Origin of the sequence: Vogesella sp. EB, from assembly GCF_001037925.1 — a bacterium.
In the GTDB taxonomy this organism is placed as follows: domain Bacteria; phylum Pseudomonadota; class Gammaproteobacteria; order Burkholderiales; family Chromobacteriaceae; genus Vogesella; species Vogesella indigofera.
In genome coordinates this window covers 159,895-177,313 of sequence record NZ_LFDT01000002.1, presented here as the reverse complement: position 1 = coordinate 177,313, position 17,419 = coordinate 159,895, and the positions used below count along the sequence as shown (strand labels likewise).

The window sequence follows — 17,419 nt, the reverse complement described above, 5'->3', positions numbered from 1 at the left end:
GGCACAAGCTGGAGACACGATCATGCCCAATACGCCGGAACCCGGATTGCTGCAGCTGTTGTATCTCTATTTCATCCCGTACTGGCTGTTTCGCGATGTCAGCCACGGCGATCAGATGCTGCGCGAGCAGAACTATCGCTATAACCGCGAGCAGCGCAAATACCTGCCCGGTTATCTGCTGAAGTGGGCGATCCTGTGTACGGTGCTGCTGGCCAGCCACCAGCTGGCCAGGGAGCTGATGGTGCTGGTGCCGGACTGGGACCACCTGTTCCGCATCTGGACACTGTTTTCCGGCATCAGCTTCGCGGTCGGCGTGGCGTTGATGTCCAACATCATGGTGGCCTGGAGCTTCCTGACCTTCATCCCCTGAGGTCTGCCCGTGCGGCGCAAGGTTGGCCGCATGGCCGTGTGCGCTTGCGGCCAAGTTTTTATGCGGCCTCGGGTTGCCTCGGGTCGCCCGGATAAGCCGCAGGCGCATCCGGGGAGTCGGTGCCTGATTTTCCCGGATGCGCTGCGCTTATCCGGGCTACGGGTTTATCCGGTTCACGAGTTTATCCGGGCGATGAGAGCGCCGCCTCCTCCTGTGCCGCCTGTGCCAGCAGCCAGTCGCGGAACACGCGCACCTTGTAGACGTCGGTGCGGGTGGCCGGGTGCACCAGATAGTAGGCGTGCTGGCTGCGCACCGGCTGGTCCAGCGCCAGCTGCAGCCGGCCGCTGGCCAGTTCCTCCGCCACCAGAAACTGCGGCAGCACCGCGATGCCGAGGCCGGAGATGGCGGCCTGGATCACCATGAAGAAGTGCTCGAAGCGCGGGCCGGACAGCAGGCTGGCCTGATGGGTGTCCATGTCCTGCAGCCCGGCGGCGGACAGCCAGTCGTTCCACGCCTGCGGCCGGGTGGTGTGCTGCAGCAGGGTGTAGTCCAGCAGCTCGCGCACATCACGCAGCGGTTTTTTCAGCAGGCCGGGCGCGCACACCGGCACGATGTCCTCGCCCATCAGCCGGTGGCAGATCGCCCCCGGCCACAGCGCCGGACCGAAGTGGATCGCCACGTCGGCCTCCACCTTGTCGAAATCGAACGGCCGCACCTGGGTCACCAGATTGAGCTGGATGTCCGGGTAGCGCGCGCTGAAATCCACCAGTCGCGGCACCAGCCAGCGCGAGCCGAAGGTGGGCAGCATCGCCACCGTCAGCACGCCGCCCTCGCCGCGATAGGCCATCAGCTGCAACGTGGCGGCCTCGGCGCGATCGAGCACGTCCTGCACCGCGGCGGCATAGGCCTCGCCGGCCACGGTCAGCACCAGCCGTTGTTTGACGCGCTCGAACAAGGGGCGGCCGATGAAGTCTTCCAGGCCCCGAATCTGGCGGCTGACCGCGCTTTGCGTCAGGTTCAGTTCTTCGGCGGCGCGGGTAAAGCTCAGGTGGCGCACGGCAGCTTCGAAACACTGCAGGGCCATCAGCGAGGGGAGGGTGCGGCGCATGGCGAGTTCATGAGTTTACGGAATGAAGTCAGCAGAATACATCGCTTGAGCGCGACAGGGAAAGCCGTGACACTTTGCTTCATCAACGCCGCAGCAAAGATCACCGACAGATCGCCGGCCATATCGCACACTCAGGGAAGGGTATTCACAAATGACACAAACTCAAGCGTCCGCCGCCAACAGCCAACTGCACAAACTGCTGGTACAGGTAGCCGGTGAAAAAGCCGCCGCCGAGCTGTTCACCATGATCAAGGTCGAAGACGTACTGCTGGCCGAGCCGGCCGGCGCCAGCGTATCGCGCCTGGTACTGGCGCAGGCGATGAACATGCTGCTGTTCGCGAAGAACCTGGAAGCGGTACCGGAAGGCAAGCGCTACGTGGCCGACAAGCTGGCCGCCGGTGGCCAGGTGGTGTTCGACCACGGCGCGCTGCGCACCGTGGCCGCGGCCAACACCGGCGCGCTGCCGCAGGGCGAGCTGGCGTTCAAGCGCGTGCTGGAGCCGCTGGGCTTTGCCGTCGCCGACGTGTACCCGCTGCCGCGCCTGAAGATGACCGGCCGCGCCTACTGTCATCAGGATGCACCGGAACAGGTGGCGCAGTTCTTCGTGTCCGAGCTGCACGTGGACCAGTTCTCGCCGGCCTTCCAGGCGGCGGTAGACAACGTGGTATCCACCTCGCGCGATCCGTTGTCCACCGCCGACAAGGCGCTGCTGGCCACGCTGTCCGACAACCGCGAACTGCCGTTCGCCGATGCAGCCAGCCTGCTGCCCAAGCTGGTGGGCTGCTTTGATGTGCAGCACGCCACCCCGACACTGGCCGACTACCACACCCTGCTGCAGGAATCCGCCGAAATGGCGTGGATCTCCACCGAGGGCAATGCCTTTAACCACGCCACCGACCACGTGGCTGACGTGTTCGCCACCGCCGACGAGCTGCGCGCCAAGGGCCAGCCGATCAAGGACAAGGTGGAAGTGTCTGCTAGCGGCCGCGTGCGCCAGACCGCGTTCAAGGCGGCACAGGTTGAGCGCGAGTTCATCGACGCCGACGGCCAGCGCGTCAGCCGCATCGTACCGGGCTCGTTCTACGAATTCATCACCCGCGACCGTTACACCGACGAAGCGGGCAACGACAAGCTGGATCTGCGCTTCGACAGCTCCAACGCGCAGGGCATCTTCAAGATGACCGCCGCCGCTTGCTGAGCGCAGTCCGATCTCTCTGGGTAACGGCTCCTAGTTGCCTGCTTGACCTGCCCTGCGTACCGGGGCAGGTCTTTTTCCGGCCTGCGGCCAATCTTTAGCCTGAACACACACATGATTCCCCGTCTGCATACCACCCCCACCAGCGACACGCTGTACCTCGACTTCTCGGCTGAACTGGCCGTGCGCGGCTTTGCCGGCGAGATCAGCCACGCTTATGCCGACCGGACCGTGCTGTCCACCGATAACTCCATCTACCAGGTGCTGCCGCAGCTGGTGGTGTTCCCGCGCGATAACGACGACGTAATCCGCATCGCCCGCCTGGCCGGCGAGCCGCGCTTCCAGGGGCTGAGCCTGAACGCCCGTGGCGGCGGCACCGGCACCAACGGCCAGTCGCTGGGCGAGGGCGTGATCGTGGATATCTCGCGCCACATGAACCGCATCCTGGAAATCAACGCCGCAGAGCGCTGGGTGCGGGTACAGGGCGGCGTGGTGAAAGACCAGCTCAATGCCGCGCTGAAGGCGCACGGGCTGTTCTTTGCGCCGGAGCTGTCCACCTCCAACCGGGCCACCATCGGCGGCATGATCAACACCGACGCCAGCGGCCAGGGCTCCTGCCTGTACGGCAAGACCCGCGACCACGTGCTGGAACTGGACACCGTGCTGCTGGACGGCACGCTGTGGCACTCCGCTCCGCTCCCCGAGGCCGAGTTTGCCGCCATCAGCCGCCGCGACGACCGCGTTGGCGCGGTGCATCGCCTGCTGGACGATATCCAGCGCGACGACGCGGCTCTGATCGCCGACAAGTTTCCCAAGCTCAACCGTTGCCTGACCGGCTACGACCTGGCGCATATCCGCGACGAGGCTGGCCGCTTCAACCTCAACAACATCCTGTGCGGTTCGGAAGGCACGCTGGGCTTCATTGTCGAGGCTCGCCTGAACGTGCTGCCGATCCCGCGTGCCAGCGCGCTGGTGAATGTGCGTTACACCAGTTTCGATGCCGCGCTGCGCGACGCGCCGGCGCTGATGCAGCTGGGTGCCGCTTCCATCGAAACGGTGGATTCCACGGTACTGAACCTGGCGCGGCAGGACATCGTGTGGCACGGCGTGCGCGAATTTTTTCCGGACGATGCCACCCCGGCGCAGGGCATCAACCTGGTGGAATTCCTCGCCGACAGCGATGCCGCACTGGAAGCCACGCTGGCGAATATCGGTGCGCAGCTGAGCGCCGAGGGCGACAGCCATGGCCGCCAGGGCCACACCGTGGCGCGCGGCGCCGCCGTTGGCCGCATCTGGGGCATGCGCAAGAAATCGGTGGGCCTGCTGGGCAACGTCAACGACAGCCGCCGGCCGATTCCGTTTGTGGAAGACACCGCGGTGCCACCGGAAAACCTGGCCGATTACATCGCCGAATTCCGCGCGCTGCTGGACAGCCACGGCGTGCGCTACGGCATGTTCGGCCATGTGGATGCCGGCGTGCTGCACGTGCGCCCGGCCATCGACATGAAAGACCCGGCGCAGGAAGGCCTGGTGCGCAGCATCACCGACGGCGTGGTGGCACTCACCCGGAAATACCACGGCCTGCTGTGGGGCGAGCACGGCAAGGGCGTGCGCTCCGAGTACGCGCCGGCCTTCTTCGGCCCGCTGTACCCGCGGCTGCAGCAGATCAAGGCGGCGTTCGACCCGTACAACCAGCTCAACCCGGGCAAGATCGCCGCGCCAACACCAGACGGCTTGTGGAAGGTGGACGGCGTCACCACCCGTGGTCAGCTGGACCGCACCATCCCCATCGCCGTGCGCCAGCACTACGACGAGGCGCTGCACTGCAACGGCAACGGCGCCTGCTACAACTTCGACCCCGACGACGCCATGTGCCCGTCGTGGAAGGGCACCCGCGAGCGGCGCCACTCGCCGAAAGGCCGCGCCTCGCTGCTGCGTGAATGGCTGCGCCAGCTGGCAGCGCAGGGCAGCGACCCGCTGAGCGCCAGCCGTGCGCTGCGCGCGCGCGGCTTTGTCGCCGGCCTGCCGGCGCGCATCGCCAACACCCTGGGCCAGCGCCGTGGCGAGGCCGACTTCTCGCACGAAGTGAAAGAGGCGATGGACGGCTGCCTGGCGTGCAAATCCTGTGTCGGCCAGTGCCCGGTGAAAGTGGACGTGCCAAGCTTCCGCGCCAAGTTCCTGGAGCTGTACTACGGCCGATACTTGCGCCCGCTCAAGGACTACCTGATCGGCGGGCTGGAACATACGCTGCCGCTGGCAGCACGCCTGCCGTGGCTGTACAACGGCGTGATCGGCAGCAAGGTTGGCCGCATGCTGCTGCGCCGGCTCAACCTGGTGGAAAGCCCGCTGTTGTCCGGCATCAACCTGCAAGCCGAGCTGGCACGCCGCGGCGTGGCGGTGGCCAGTGCACAGGCGCTGGCGGCCTTGTCGGCGGCGGAGCGCGCCCGCGCGGTGATCGTGGTGCAGGACGCGTTTACCAGCTACTTCGAAACCCCGCTGGTGCTGGACGTGTGCGCGCTGCTGCAGCGGCTGGGCTTTGTGCCGCTGCTGGCGCCGTTCCGCGCCAACGGCAAGCCGCTGCACGTGCATGGCTTCCTCGCCCGCTTCGAAAAAGTGGCTGCGGCCAACGTGGCCAGCCTGCAACAGCTGGCGGCCAGCGGCCTGCCGCTGGTGGGCATCGACCCGTCGATGACGCTGACTTACCGCAGCGAATACGCCAAGCTGGCATTGCCGGGCGAGTTGCCCAAGGTGCAGCTGCTGCAGGAATGGCTGGCCAGCCGACTGGCCGAGCTGCCGGCCGACGCGCGAGCTGCCCAAAGTGATGATATCGGGCGCGCAAGCTACACCCTGCTGCCGCACTGCACCGAGAAGACCAACGCCCCGGCGGCGGCGGGCGACTGGCAAAAGGTGTTCGCCGCCTGCGGCCTGAACCTGGCCACCCGCGCCAGCGGCTGCTGCGGCATGGCCGGCACCTTCGGCCACGAGGCCGACAAGCGCGCGCTGTCGGAAACCATCTATCGTCAGAGCTGGCAAGGCATTGTGGCCGGCCAGCGTGACGACAGCCCGCTGCTGGCTACCGGCTATTCCTGCCGCTGCCAGGTGGCGCTGATGGACGACGTGGCACTGCCGCACCCGGCCAGTGCGTTGTTGAGGGCTTTGACGCCGGCTGCCTGACCATAGGTTCTGCCAGCGCCGTTGTACTGCATTTTGTCGGGAGCATGGCTCCCGGCCGTGACTGTTTTGCGGTGGGCCGAAGCGGCCTGCCAGGCGGGCGCCTAGAAAATTTTCGAATCGCCAGACGCGTGGCTGCTAAGGTTGGCCGCGCGAGGACAACTCACCACCGACAAGGGGGTAATGCATGAACAGCAAGTTGGCAGGGCATCTGCTGGTGGAGTGCCTGGTGGCACAGGGTGTGGACATCGCCTTTGGCGTACCGGGCGAAAGCTACCTGGCGGTACTGGACGGCTTCTATCGCAGCCGCGAGCAGATCCGCTTCGTGGCCTGCCGTAACGAAGGCGGCGCCGCCTTCATGGCCGAGGCGCACGGCAAGCTCACGCGCCGCCCCGGCGTGTGCCTGGTCACGCGTGGCCCCGGTGCCACCAATGCCAGCATCGGCGTGCATACCGCGTTCCAGGATTCCACCCCCATGGTGCTGCTGGTGGGCGACGTGGGCAGCGATTGTCGCGACCGCGAAGCGTTCCAGGAGATGGACTACAGCGTGTACTTCGGCCCGTCCACCAAGGGCATGGCCAAGCGCGTGGAGCGCATCGACGACGCCAACCGCATCCCGGAATACATCAGCCGCGCCTTCGCCACCGCCATGAACGGTCGTCCCGGCCCGGTGGTGCTGGTGTTGCCGGAAGACATGCTGGTGCAGCCGGTGGCCGACAGCCTGGCGCCGCTGCCGCGGGTGGAGGCGGTGACCCCGTTCCCGGACCCGGCTGGCATCGCCGCGCTGCAACGCCTGCTGGAGCAGGCCGAGCGCCCGCTGCTGATCGCTGGCGGCAGCGGCTGGGACGCCGCAGGCGCCGCCGCGCTGCAAGCCTTTGCCGAGCGCTGGCAGCTGCCGGTGGGTAATGCCTTCCGCTTCCAGGACACCTTCGACAACCATCACCCGCTGTATGCCGGCGACGTCGGCATCGGCATCAACCCGGCGCTGGCGGCCAACATCCGCAACAGCGACCTGATCATCGCCATCGGCGCTCGGCTGGGCGAGATGACCACCGGCGGCTACACCCTGCTGCAGGCGCCGCGCAGCCAGCAGCAACTGGTGCACATCCTGCCGCAGGGCGACGAGCTGGACCGCGTGTACCAGGCCGACGTGGCGATCCAGTCCGGCGTCAATGCCGCCGCGCAGGCACTGGCCGCACTGCCCACGCCGTCCGCCGCCCCGCGCTGGCAGGCCTGGAGCCGGCAGCTGAACGCCGACTACCGCGCCAACCTGGTGCCGCAGCGTCTGGCCGGGCTGAGCGAAGGCATCAGCGGCGACATCGACCTGCCGCGCGTGATCGCCAGCCTGCAGCGCCAGCTGCCGGCCGACGCGGTCATCACCAACGGCGCCGGCAACTTCGCCAGCTGGATCCACCGCTACTTCCAGTACCACGGCGTGGTGAAAGGCCACAAAACCCAGCTGGCACCCACCAACGGCGCCATGGGCTACGGCGTGCCGGCCGGCATTGCTGCCAACCTCGCCACCGGCCGCACCGCCTTCACCATCGCCGGCGACGGCGACTTCCTGATGAACGGCCAGGAACTGGCTACCGCGCTGCAGCACGGCGGCAAATCCATCATCCTGCTGCTCAACAACGGCGTGTACGGCACCATCCGCATGCACCAGGAGCGCGAGTACCCCAACCGCATCAGCGGCACCCAGCTGGGCAACCCGGACTTCTGCCAGCTGGCCAGCGCCTACGGCTACGCCGCCGAGCGCATCGCCAGCAACGACGAGTTCGACGCTGCGCTGGAACGGGCACTGGCGCGCCCGAACGGCACTCTGCTGGAAATCCGCCTGTCGCCGGACATCATCAGCACCCGCGCCACGCTTACCACCATTACGGCAGCGGCACTGGCGCGCGACTGAGCTTTGCCAGACGTGAGGAAACCGGCCTGCGGGCCGGTTTTTTGTTGTGGCGCAAGGGAAGGTGGCACAAGAACGGGGCTGCTTGCCGGACTATCGGCTATGGTGAAGTTGTTCCGGCGGCCAACCCTGGCCGCCACACTCACCGAGGAAGCCATCATGCCGCTTTCCATGTACCAGGCCGCGATACCGCCGTTGTTGCGCGGGCTGGCCAATCTGTCCGCCATCCTCGACAAGGCGTTGCTGAATGCCGAAAGCCGCCATGTCGACGCCGCCGTCTTGCTGCAGGCGCGGCTGGCGCCGGACATGTTTCCACTGATTCGCCAGGTGCAGATTGCGGCGGATACCGCCAAGGGCTGCGGCGCACGGTTGGCCGGGGTGGAGGTCCCCAGTTATCCGGATACCGAAACCGGTTTCGACGAGTTGCAGCAGCGTATCGCCAGGACCGTGCTGTTTCTGCAGGGTCTGCAAGCGGCACAGTTCGACGGCAGCGAAGCGCGCGACATCGTGATGAAGTTTCCCAACCAGACGCTGAATTTCACCGGCCAGGACTACCTGCAGTATTTCGTGCTGCCCAACTTCTACTTCCACCTCACCACCGCCTACGACATCCTGCGTCACAACGGCGTGCCGCTGGGCAAGGGTGATTACCTGGGCGGCGGCTAAGAACCTGTTCAATGTCTGCTGCGATTGATTTCAATGGGGCGATACGGCGTTGAAAACGACTTCGGAATGCTCATTTACCCCATGTAAACTCCGCTTCCTCAGTCGTTTTCGCCTTGTCTCGCGTGAGCGCGCGAGACTTTGAACAGGTTCTAAGAGCCGCTAACCAAACCCCTGATCCTGCGTTGCGCCTCCTTGCCGTACGACTTGTACTGTTTGCGTCGGCGCGCCTTGGCTCAGGTGCGCTACGAGGTTTTGTTAGCGGCGCTAAGCGGCTGCTGCAAGCGGCATCTCGCCGCCGCCACGCCCGGTGCCGTTACAACGCAACGCGCTGCTGGTGTTCCGGCACCGTCGCGTGCCAGTGCAGCTCCAGGCTGATACGGCGGCGCAGCGCGTCGGCGGCGGCCGGTTCGCCGTGGATCACGAACACCTGTTGCGGCGCGGCGCTGAAGCCTGTCAGCCACTGCATGATCTCGTTGCTGTCGGCGTGGGCGGACAGGTGTTCCAGCGCCACCACTTCGGCATTGATCGGCACGTCCTGGCCGTGGATGCGCACCGAGTCGGCGCCGGCCACGATCAGTGCGCCGCGGGTGCCGCCAGCCTGGAAGCCGGAAAACAGCAGCGTGTTGCGCGGATTGGGCGCGAACGCCTTCAGGTGGTGCAGCACCCGGCCGCCGGTGGCCATGCCGCTGGCGGCGATGATGATAGCCGGCTCTTTGGTCTGGTTCAGGCGCTTGGATTCGTCGACCGAACGCACGATGTGGGCGACGCGGCACATGCCTTCGCACTCGCTTTCCGACAGCTTGTGCTGGTGGCGGAACTGCTGGTACAGCGCGGTGACGTCGCTGGCCATCGGGCTGTTGATGTACACCGGCAGTTTTTGCGGGATGCGGCCGCTCTGTTTCAGCTGGTAGATGTAGTACATCAGCAGCTGGGCGCGGGCGACGGCAAAGGACGGGATCACGGTGATGCCGTGGCGACCAACGGTGCGGTTGATGACCTCGGCCAGCACATCGGCTACCGCGGTGGCGGGGTGGCTGCGGTCGCCGTAGGTGGATTCCACCAGCAGGTAGTCGGCGTGCTGGATCGGCTGCGGCGGCAGCATGATCGGGTCGTGCTGGCGGCCGAGGTCGCCGGAGCAGACCAGGGTCTTGCCTTCGGCCTCGATGGTGACGGTGGCGGCGCCGAGGATGTGGCCGGCCGGGCGTAGCAGCAGCTGGATATCGGGGAAGATTTCGCGGCGCTGGTTGAACGGCAGCGGCCGCAGGTAGGCCAGCGCGCGTTCGGCGTCGGCCTCGGTGTATAGCGGCAGTGCCGGCTGGTGCTTGGAGTAGCCGCGGCGGTTGGCGTATTCGGCTTCTTCTTCCAGCAGGTAGCCACTGTCGGGCAGCAGGATCGCCGCCAGCTCGCAGCTGGCTTCGGTGGCGTACACCGGGCCGCGAAAGCCGTCGCGCACCAGCGCCGGCAGGTAGCCGCTGTGGTCGAGGTGGGCGTGGCTGAGCACCACCGCGTCGAGATCGGCCGGGGCGAACGGCAGCCCGGCCCAGTTGCGCAGCCGCAGCTGCTTGTAGCCCTGAAACAGGCCGCAATCGAGCAGGATCTTGCGGCCGCCGCATTCCAGCAGGTACTTGCTGCCGGTGACGGTGCCGGCGGCGCCGAGAAAGGTGAGGTGCATGAGCGTTTCCTGTGCCGCTGGGGCGCTGGTGGCAGGGCGTCGCGCAGTGGGGGCGGCGCGGCAGTTCACTCTTATATATAGTGAGTCGCCGCGCGGGCGGTGGTGCCGATTTGCGATGGCCTGCACCGCTTGGCCATTTCAGGTCAGGTAGATGGCGTGCGGTGGTGCTGCCGGCCGCGATGAGGCGTAAAACCAAAAAAGGTTGGCCGCAGCGCGGACGCTGCGGCCAACCTTGTCATGCTGCGGATGCCGTGGCTCAGATGCGGAAGCGCGCCACCATGTCATGCAGGTGGTTGGACAGCTGGTGCAGCTCGTCCACGGTGCGGGTGGCGTTCTGCACCGCCTGGTCGGTTTCGATCGCCATGTGGTTGGCGGTCTCCGCCGCGCGCGCCATATCGGTGGTGGCGATCGACTGCTCGCGGGTGGCGTCGGCGATATCGCGGATGGTCAGTACCACACGCGCCACCTCGTCCTCGATACCGGCCATCTGCCCGGCGACCTGGCGCGAGGCGCTGACCCCGTGGCGGACCGATTCCCGGGTGTGTTCCATATTGCCCAGCGCCGATTCCACGTCGTGGTGGGTGGCGTCGATCAGCTCGCCGATCTCCACCGTGGCCTTGGCGGTGCGCTCGGCCAGCTTGCGCACCTCGTCGGCGACCACCGCGAAGCCGCGTCCGGTCTCGCCGGCGCGTGCCGCCTCGATCGCCGCGTTCAGCGCCAGGAGGTTGGTCTGGTCGGCGATGTCCTTGATCACGTTGATGATCTGGTCCATCTGCGCCGAACGCTGCCCCAGGCCGCCCAGGGTGGTGGCCAGCTGGCCGACCTGGCCGGCGATGCGCTCGATGCCGCCGGCCAGCTCGCCCACCGCCTGCGCCGACTGGCGCGAGGTCTGCCCGGTCAGCACCACCACCTCTTCCGCCGAGGTGGCATTGCTGGCGATGTGGTTGATGCTGACGGTGATCTGTTCGATGGTGGCGGCGGTGGCGCTGGAGGCGTCGGCCTGCTGCTGCGAATCGCTGGCCAGCTGGCGGGTGATGCCGTTCAGCGCGTCGATGCCGCCGTTGAGCGACACCGAGTGCTCGCGCACTTCCAGGAACATCTGCCGCAGGCTGCCGATGAAGCGGTTGAACGCCTCGGCGGTCTGGCCAATCTCGTCCTGCTTGTCCACCACCAGCTGGTGGGTCAGGTCGCCGTCGCCGCTGGCGACATCCAGCAACGCATCGCGCAGCCGCACCAGGCTGGCCAGCAGGCGGGTGAGGGCGAAGTTGGCCAGCACGATGCCGGCTACCGCCACCACCAACCCGGCCAGCACCAGCGTCAGCAGCAGCTGGTTCAGCGGGGCCAGCATCACGTCCTTCTCTACCACCGTGCCCAGCACCCAGTCGCTGCCGGCGATACTGGCTACCTCGGCGTAGTGGCTGCGGCCGTCGATCTCCACTTCATGCAGCGTCGGGCTGTTGCCGGCGGCGCTGACCAGCGCGGCGTCAAAGCCCGGCATCACCTCTGCCACCGGCTTGAGGGTGGAGTCGGCCGCCGGGTGGCTGACGATCTTGCCGTCGCGCGTGACCAGGAAGGCGTAACCGTCACCGCGCAGCTTGATTGACTTCACCACGGTGGTGAGACCGTCCAGCGAGATGTCACCGCCGGCCACGCCGAGCTGCGCACCGTCGCGCATGATCGGGCTGGCGACAGTCACGCCCAGCTTTTGCGAGCTGGTGAACACATAAGGGGCGGTGATGGCGACCCCTTTTTGTGTGCTGGCCAGCTGGTACCACGGCCGCGCGGTCGGGTCGTAGCCGTCGGCCGCCAGCTTGTCAGGCGTGTGGTAGCGCATCGCCTTGTCGGCGTAGCCGGCAAAGGTCTGATCGAAACCACCGGCGTCCTTGCCCTGTTGCAGGAACGGGTACGGCGCGCTGGCATCGACATCGCCGAGGCGGTTGGCCGTCGCCTGGATGGCGTCGCGGCGCTGGGCCAGCCAGCGGCCGAGTGCCTCGCTGTTGCCGGCGATGGCGGCGTCCAGCTCCTGCTGCACGCCGTGGATGATCTCGCTGCGCATGCGCTGGTAGGCAAGGGCGGACAGCACCGCGATGGCAATCGCCAGCAGGATGGCGACAAAAAACAGGAGTCGCTGTTTTAACGACATGGCATTCCTCGTAATAACGGGGCAACGCGGCGACTCTGCTGGCCGCCTGGCGTTGCCGGGGTCGGGTGGGGTGTGTTGGGGGTGCCGCGTTCGCACTTTATTTTATGAATCTTTGTGATAAATCAGCGCGCGCGATGATAACAATCTATAACAGCTGCCGCCAGCCTGAAGTGCGGCATCGCGGCACGCGACAGTATTGCAACACGGCTTGTCAGTTTGATGACGGTAGCGCCGTACGTGCCAAGGTTGGCCGCAAGGCGCAGCGCCAGTGCCGGCGCGGCTTTTAGCCATATCCGGGCAATGGCCGGCCATCTCGATAAGTCACGCTAGCGAGTTGCGTCGCCGCCGGCCCGGACATAACGCCTGCAATTTTTTGTAAATAAGAAATTTGTACAATACAATAGCTATACAAAAGTACGATAACCCGTTCGTCACCACGAGAAAACGCCATGTTCAATACCCGGCTCAAACAGCAGATCGGCGAGCTGCAACAGCAGCTGCGCACCCAGCAGGCGATTGCCAGCGCGCTGGAGCGTTCCTTTGCCAGCGTCCATTTCGATGCGGAGCGCAGGGTGGTGGCGGCCAACCAGAACTTTCTGGACACGCTGGGTTACCGCCAGCTCGGCGATATCCTCGGCCAGCCGCACAGCCTGTTCTGCGCCAGCGACGATGTCGCCAGCCGTGACTACGCGCAGTTCTGGGCGCGGTTGCAGCGCGGCGAGCCGTTCCAGGGCAAGGTGCAGCGCGTTACCGCCGCAGGCGGGGTGGTGTGGCTGGAGGCGACCTACAGTCCGGTTGTCGACGCCGCCGGCCACATCAGCGGCTATGTGAAGTTTGCGACCGACATCACCGCCCGCGTGCGCGAAGCGGCGCACAACCGCTCGGTGCTGCAGGCGCTGGATCGTGCGATGGCGACCATCGAATTCAGCCCCGACGGCCGCATCGTCGGTGCCAACGACAACTTCCTGCGCACCATGGGTTACCGCCTGGAGCAGCTGCGCGGCCAGCATCACCGCCTGCTGTGCGAGCGCGAGTTCGGTGACAGCGCCGAGTACGAGCAGCTGTGGCAGCGCCTGCGCCGCGGCGAGTTCTTTGCCGGCCAGATCCGGCGCCGCCACCACGACGGCCGCACGGTGTGGCTGGAGGCTAGCTACAACCCGGTGCTGGACGAAAACCAGCAGGTGGTCAGCGTGATCAAGTTCGCCACCGACATCAGCGCCCGCGTCGAGCAGGTGCAGCAGGAGCGCGACAGCGCCCAGTTTGCCTACAGCTCGTCACGGCAGACGCTGGACTGGTCGGACAGCGGCGTGGCCGGCATCAGCCAGAGCGTGGACGAGATCCGGCAGATGGCCGGCAGCATCGAGGCGGCCAGCCACACGGTGCAGCAGCTGGGCGCGCGCTCGCTGCAGATCACCTCCATCGTGCAGACCATCAAGGACATCGCCGACCAGACCAACCTCTTGGCGCTGAACGCGGCGATCGAGGCGGCGCGTGCCGGCGAGACCGGGCGCGGCTTCGCGGTGGTGGCCGACGAGGTGCGCAAGCTGGCGGAGCGCACCACCGCGTCGACCACCGAAATTGCCGCCATGGTCGGCGACATCCAGCAACAGACCGGCAGCGCGGTGCAAAGCATGGCGCAGATCCTGCAACAGGCGCAGCACAGCGTGACGCTGACGCAGCGCGCCGGCAGCACCATCGCGCAGATCCGCGACGGCGCCCACGCGGTGGTGGAAGCCATCGGCCGCTTTACCCACCTCAAGTCCTGAGCCGGCGCCGCTCGGCGGCCAGGTGGCTGGCGCTCAGTCGAGCTGCGGCGTGCGCTGTAGCCGGCCGGTATCAAAGCCCTGCTGCCGCAGCCGCGCCAGCAGCGCGGCGTAGGCGGCCGGCGTCACGCTGCGGCTGCGCGCCAGCACCCACAGGTAGTCACGCTTCGGCTCGCTGACGGCGACCAGCTGGTAGTCCTCGTCCAGATCGATCACCCAGTAATCCCCCCACACCCACGGCAACCATGACAGCCAGGCCGGCGCGAAGCGCACCTGCAGCTTTGGCGAGCTGGCACCGCCGATTTGCCGCGCGCTGCCGCTGGCGCTGCTGATGTCGCCATTGGCCAGCCGGCAGCGATTGTCCACCGTCACCGTGCCGTCCGCCTGCAGCCGGTAACGGGCGCTGGCATTGGCGACGCACTTTTGCTGAAACCAGTTGGGAAAGCGGGCGATCTCGTACCAGGTGCCCATGTAGCGCGGCACATCCAGCGCGGCAATGGTTTGGAGGCGGCCGTCGCCGGCAATGCCCGCCGGCTGCGGGCTGGCGCAGGCCGGCAGGGTGGCGAGGCACAGCAGGGCGGCAACAAGGGTCTTTTTCATGAGCGGATTCCCGGCGGGCTGGCCAGCCGCGAGACCGATGCTGGGCGCGGCAATGGCGTGATAAAGAAAATAAAACTATCTGAAAAAAACATTCAATTGGAATTAGCTATCGCAATCCGGCATGATCCATCCGTCGACAACGACTCACCCATTCAAGGAGCGAAGCATGTCCATCATCAACAGCCAGATCAAACCGTTTGCCAGCAAAGCCTTCCACAACGGCCAGTTTATCGACGTGACTGACCAGACGCTGCTGGGCAAGTGGTCGGTGGTGTTCTTCTACCCGGCCGACTTCACCTTCGTGTGCCCGACCGAACTGGGCGACCTGGCTGACCTGTATCCGCAGTTCCGTGATATGGGCGTGGAAATCTACTCGGTGTCCACCGACACCCACTTTACCCACAAAGCGTGGCACGACACCTCCGACACCATCAAGAAGATCCAGTATCCGATGCTGGCCGACCCGACGCACCTGATCTCGCGCAACTTCGGTGTGCTGATCGAGGAAGCCGGCCTGGCCGATCGCGGCACCTTCGTGATCGATCCGGAAGGCAAGATCCAGATCGTGGAAATCAGCGCCGGCGGCGTGGGCCGCGATGCCTCCGAGCTGCTGCGCAAGATCAAGGCGGCCCAGTACGTGGCGGCGCACCCGGGTGAAGTGTGCCCGGCCAAGTGGAAAGAAGGCGATGCCACGCTGGCACCGTCGCTGGACCTGGTAGGCAAGATCTAAGCAAAGCTGCTGCGTGCCCGTGATTGCGGCTTGGGCGCTGCTCGGCATCCTCATGTACTCAACGTACATTCCGGTGCCTGCGCTGCGGCCGCACCGCACTGACGGGCACTCGTGACGCTTTGCTGCGTTTCCGCCGCCCTTCGGCCCGATAGCTTTGTCGGCGGCGCGGCGCGGGGGCTTGCCGTACTACATGTACTGTCTGCGCCCCCGCTTGCTTGCCTTCGCGCTCACGGGTCGAATCATCGACGGAAACCAGGTGGCAGCCCCACACAAAGAAGTACCCGACATTCATTGCCGGGTGCCCCGGAAAACGGCCTTGCGGCCAACCTTAGCGCCACGAACAACACCTCGCAGAGAACCTGAGCCAAGGCGCGCCGACGCAGACAGTACACGTCGTGCGGCAAGGAGGCGCAACGCAGGATCAGGGGGGTTGTTAGCGGCTCGTAGAGGCCACTTTCCCGGGTACCCGTATACCAAGGAGCACACCATGCTGGACAACAATATCAAGACGCAACTGCAAGCTTACCTGACCAACCTGCAGCACCCGATCGAGCTGGTGGCCTCGCTGGGCAACGGCCCGAAAGACGAGGAAGTACGCGGCCTGATCGCCGAGATCGCCGCGCTGTCCGACAAGGTCAGCGCCCGCTTTGACGGTAATGATGCGCGCAAGCCGTCGTTCACTGTTGGCCGCAACGGCGAGGCCGCCAGCCGTGTGCAGTTTGCCGGCGTGCCGATGGGCCACGAGTTCACCTCGCTGGTGCTGGCGCTGCTGCAGGTAGGCGGTCATCCGTCCAAGGCCGGCCAGGACCTGATCCAGCAGGTGAAAGACCTGAGCGGTGAATACACGTTCGAGACCTATATCTCGCTGTCGTGCCAGAACTGCCCGGATGTGGTGCAGGCACTGAACCTGATGGCGGTGCTCAACCCCGGCATCCGCCACACCATGATCGACGGCGCGCTGTTCCAGGACGAAGTGACTACCCGCCAGATCATGTCGGTGCCCACCGTGTACCTGAATGGTGAAGTGTTCGGCCAGGGCCGCATGGGGCTGGAAGAAATCGTCGCCAAGCTGGACACCGGCGCCGCCGCCCGCGATGCGGCCAACATCGACCGGAAAGACGCCTTCGACGTACTGGTGGTCGGCGGTGGCCCGGCCGGTGCCGCGGCGGCCATCTACACTGCGCGCAAGGGCATCCGCACCGGCGTGGTGGCGGAGCGTTTCGGCGGCCAGGTGCTGGACACCATGAGCATCGAGAACTTCATCTCGATGAAAGAGACCGAAGGCCCGAAACTGGCGATGGCGCTGGAACAGCACGTCAAGGAGTACGACGTGGACGTGATGAACCTGCAGCGCGCCAGCAAGCTGGTGGCCGCCAGCGAAAGTGCCAGCGGCCTCACCGAAATCCAGTTGCAAAGCGGTGCTGTGCTGCGCGCCAAAACGGTGATCATCGCCACCGGTGCGCGCTGGCGCGAGATGAACGTGCCGGGCGAACAGGCCTACCGCAACAAGGGCGTGGCCTACTGCCCGCACTGCGACGGCCCGCTGTTCAAGGGCAAGCGCGTGGCGGTGATCGGCGGCGGCAACTCCGGGGTGGAAGCGGCCATCGATCTGGCCGGTATCGTGTCGCACGTGACGCTGCTGGAGTTCGGCGATGCGATGCGTGCCGACGCGGTGCTGCAGAACAAATTGCGTAGCCTGCCCAATGTGACGGTCATCCTGCAGGCGCAGACGACCGAAGTCACCGGCGACGGCAGCAAGGTCAACGGTCTGGCCTACCTCGACCGCGTCAGCGGCGACGCCCGCCACATCGCGCTGGAAGGCATCTTCGTGCAGATCGGCCTGCTGCCGAACACCGACTGGCTGCGCGGCAGCGTGGAGCTGTCCAGCCGTGGCGAGATCCTGGTGGGCCGCCATCAGGACACCACCGTGCCCGGCGTGTTCGCCGCCGGTGACGTGACCGACGTGCCATACAAGCAGATCATCATCGCCATGGGCGAGGGCGCCAAGGCCGCGCTCGGCGCCTTCGATCACCTGATCCGCAGCGGCGTGTCCGCCGACTGAGCCAAAGGTTGGTGCCGCAGCTTGCGGCCAACC

At 66.1% G+C, this 17,419-nt stretch carries 12 protein-coding genes; 8 read left to right on the top strand and 4 right to left on the bottom strand.

Going from position 1 to position 17,419, the window contains the following annotated elements; translation table 11 throughout:
* Positions 1-22 precede the first annotated feature (22 nt).
* Positions 23-370, top strand: coding sequence for a hypothetical protein (locus ACG97_RS02275; protein WP_047965692.1), 348 nt, complete (start codon positions 23-25; stop codon positions 368-370).
* 181 nt (positions 371-551) lie between these two features.
* Here the strand turns inward: ACG97_RS02275 and gcvA are convergent, their stop codons facing one another.
* Positions 552-1,478: a transcriptional regulator GcvA gene (gene gcvA / locus ACG97_RS02270; protein WP_047965691.1), complete on the bottom strand. Its 927-nt coding sequence runs from the start codon at positions 1,476-1,478 to the stop codon at positions 552-554.
* Between the two features lie 151 nt (positions 1,479-1,629).
* On the opposite strand from gcvA, the gene ACG97_RS02265 reads away from it, so the two are divergent.
* The 4 genes from ACG97_RS02265 (at position 1,630) to ACG97_RS02250 (ending at position 8,416) form a co-directional block, all read left to right on the top strand.
* Positions 1,630-2,676 carry a DUF1338 domain-containing protein gene (locus tag ACG97_RS02265; RefSeq protein ID WP_047965690.1) on the top strand — a complete coding sequence of 349 codons (1,047 nt, stop codon included), beginning with the start codon at positions 1,630-1,632 and terminating at the stop codon, positions 2,674-2,676.
* A 111-nt stretch (positions 2,677-2,787) separates the two neighbouring features.
* Complete coding sequence (locus ACG97_RS02260) at positions 2,788-5,847, top strand: FAD-binding and (Fe-S)-binding domain-containing protein (protein WP_047965689.1); 3,060 nt, start codon at positions 2,788-2,790, stop codon at positions 5,845-5,847.
* A 184-nt stretch (positions 5,848-6,031) separates the two neighbouring features.
* Positions 6,032-7,753: a thiamine pyrophosphate-binding protein gene (locus ACG97_RS02255; RefSeq protein WP_047965688.1), complete on the top strand. Its 1,722-nt coding sequence runs from the start codon at positions 6,032-6,034 to the stop codon at positions 7,751-7,753.
* A 99-nt stretch (positions 7,754-7,852) separates the two neighbouring features.
* Positions 7,853-8,416, top strand: coding sequence for a DUF1993 family protein (locus ACG97_RS02250; RefSeq protein ID WP_238377235.1), 564 nt, complete (start codon positions 7,853-7,855; stop codon positions 8,414-8,416).
* A gap of 313 nt (positions 8,417-8,729) precedes the next feature.
* On the opposite strand, the gene ACG97_RS02245 is transcribed toward ACG97_RS02250, so the two are convergent.
* On the bottom strand, positions 8,730-10,088 hold the full coding sequence (locus ACG97_RS02245) for an MBL fold metallo-hydrolase RNA specificity domain-containing protein (RefSeq protein ID WP_047965687.1): 1,359 nt from the start codon (positions 10,086-10,088) through the stop codon (positions 8,730-8,732).
* A gap of 256 nt (positions 10,089-10,344) precedes the next feature.
* Positions 10,345-12,231 (bottom strand): methyl-accepting chemotaxis protein, encoded by a 1,887-nt coding sequence (locus ACG97_RS02240; RefSeq protein WP_047965686.1) that lies wholly within the window; start codon positions 12,229-12,231, stop codon positions 10,345-10,347.
* A gap of 449 nt (positions 12,232-12,680) precedes the next feature.
* On the opposite strand from ACG97_RS02240, the gene ACG97_RS18175 reads away from it, so the two are divergent.
* On the top strand, positions 12,681-13,997 hold the full coding sequence (locus tag ACG97_RS18175) for a methyl-accepting chemotaxis protein (RefSeq protein ID WP_047965685.1): 1,317 nt from the start codon (positions 12,681-12,683) through the stop codon (positions 13,995-13,997).
* A 33-nt stretch (positions 13,998-14,030) separates the two neighbouring features.
* Here the strand turns inward: ACG97_RS18175 and ACG97_RS02230 are convergent, their stop codons facing one another.
* A complete protein-coding gene (locus ACG97_RS02230) occupies positions 14,031-14,594 on the bottom strand; it encodes a lipocalin family protein (RefSeq protein ID WP_047965684.1) in 564 nt (187 codons plus the stop codon).
* A 166-nt stretch (positions 14,595-14,760) separates the two neighbouring features.
* On the opposite strand from ACG97_RS02230, the gene ahpC reads away from it, so the two are divergent.
* Together ahpC and ahpF are read left to right on the top strand one after the other, a co-directional pair.
* Positions 14,761-15,324, top strand: coding sequence for an alkyl hydroperoxide reductase subunit C (gene ahpC / locus ACG97_RS02225; RefSeq protein ID WP_047965683.1), 564 nt, complete (start codon positions 14,761-14,763; stop codon positions 15,322-15,324).
* Between the two features lie 487 nt (positions 15,325-15,811).
* A complete protein-coding gene (ahpF, locus tag ACG97_RS02220) occupies positions 15,812-17,386 on the top strand; it encodes an alkyl hydroperoxide reductase subunit F (RefSeq protein WP_047965682.1) in 1,575 nt (524 codons plus the stop codon).
* Positions 17,387-17,419: the final 33 nt, after the last annotated feature.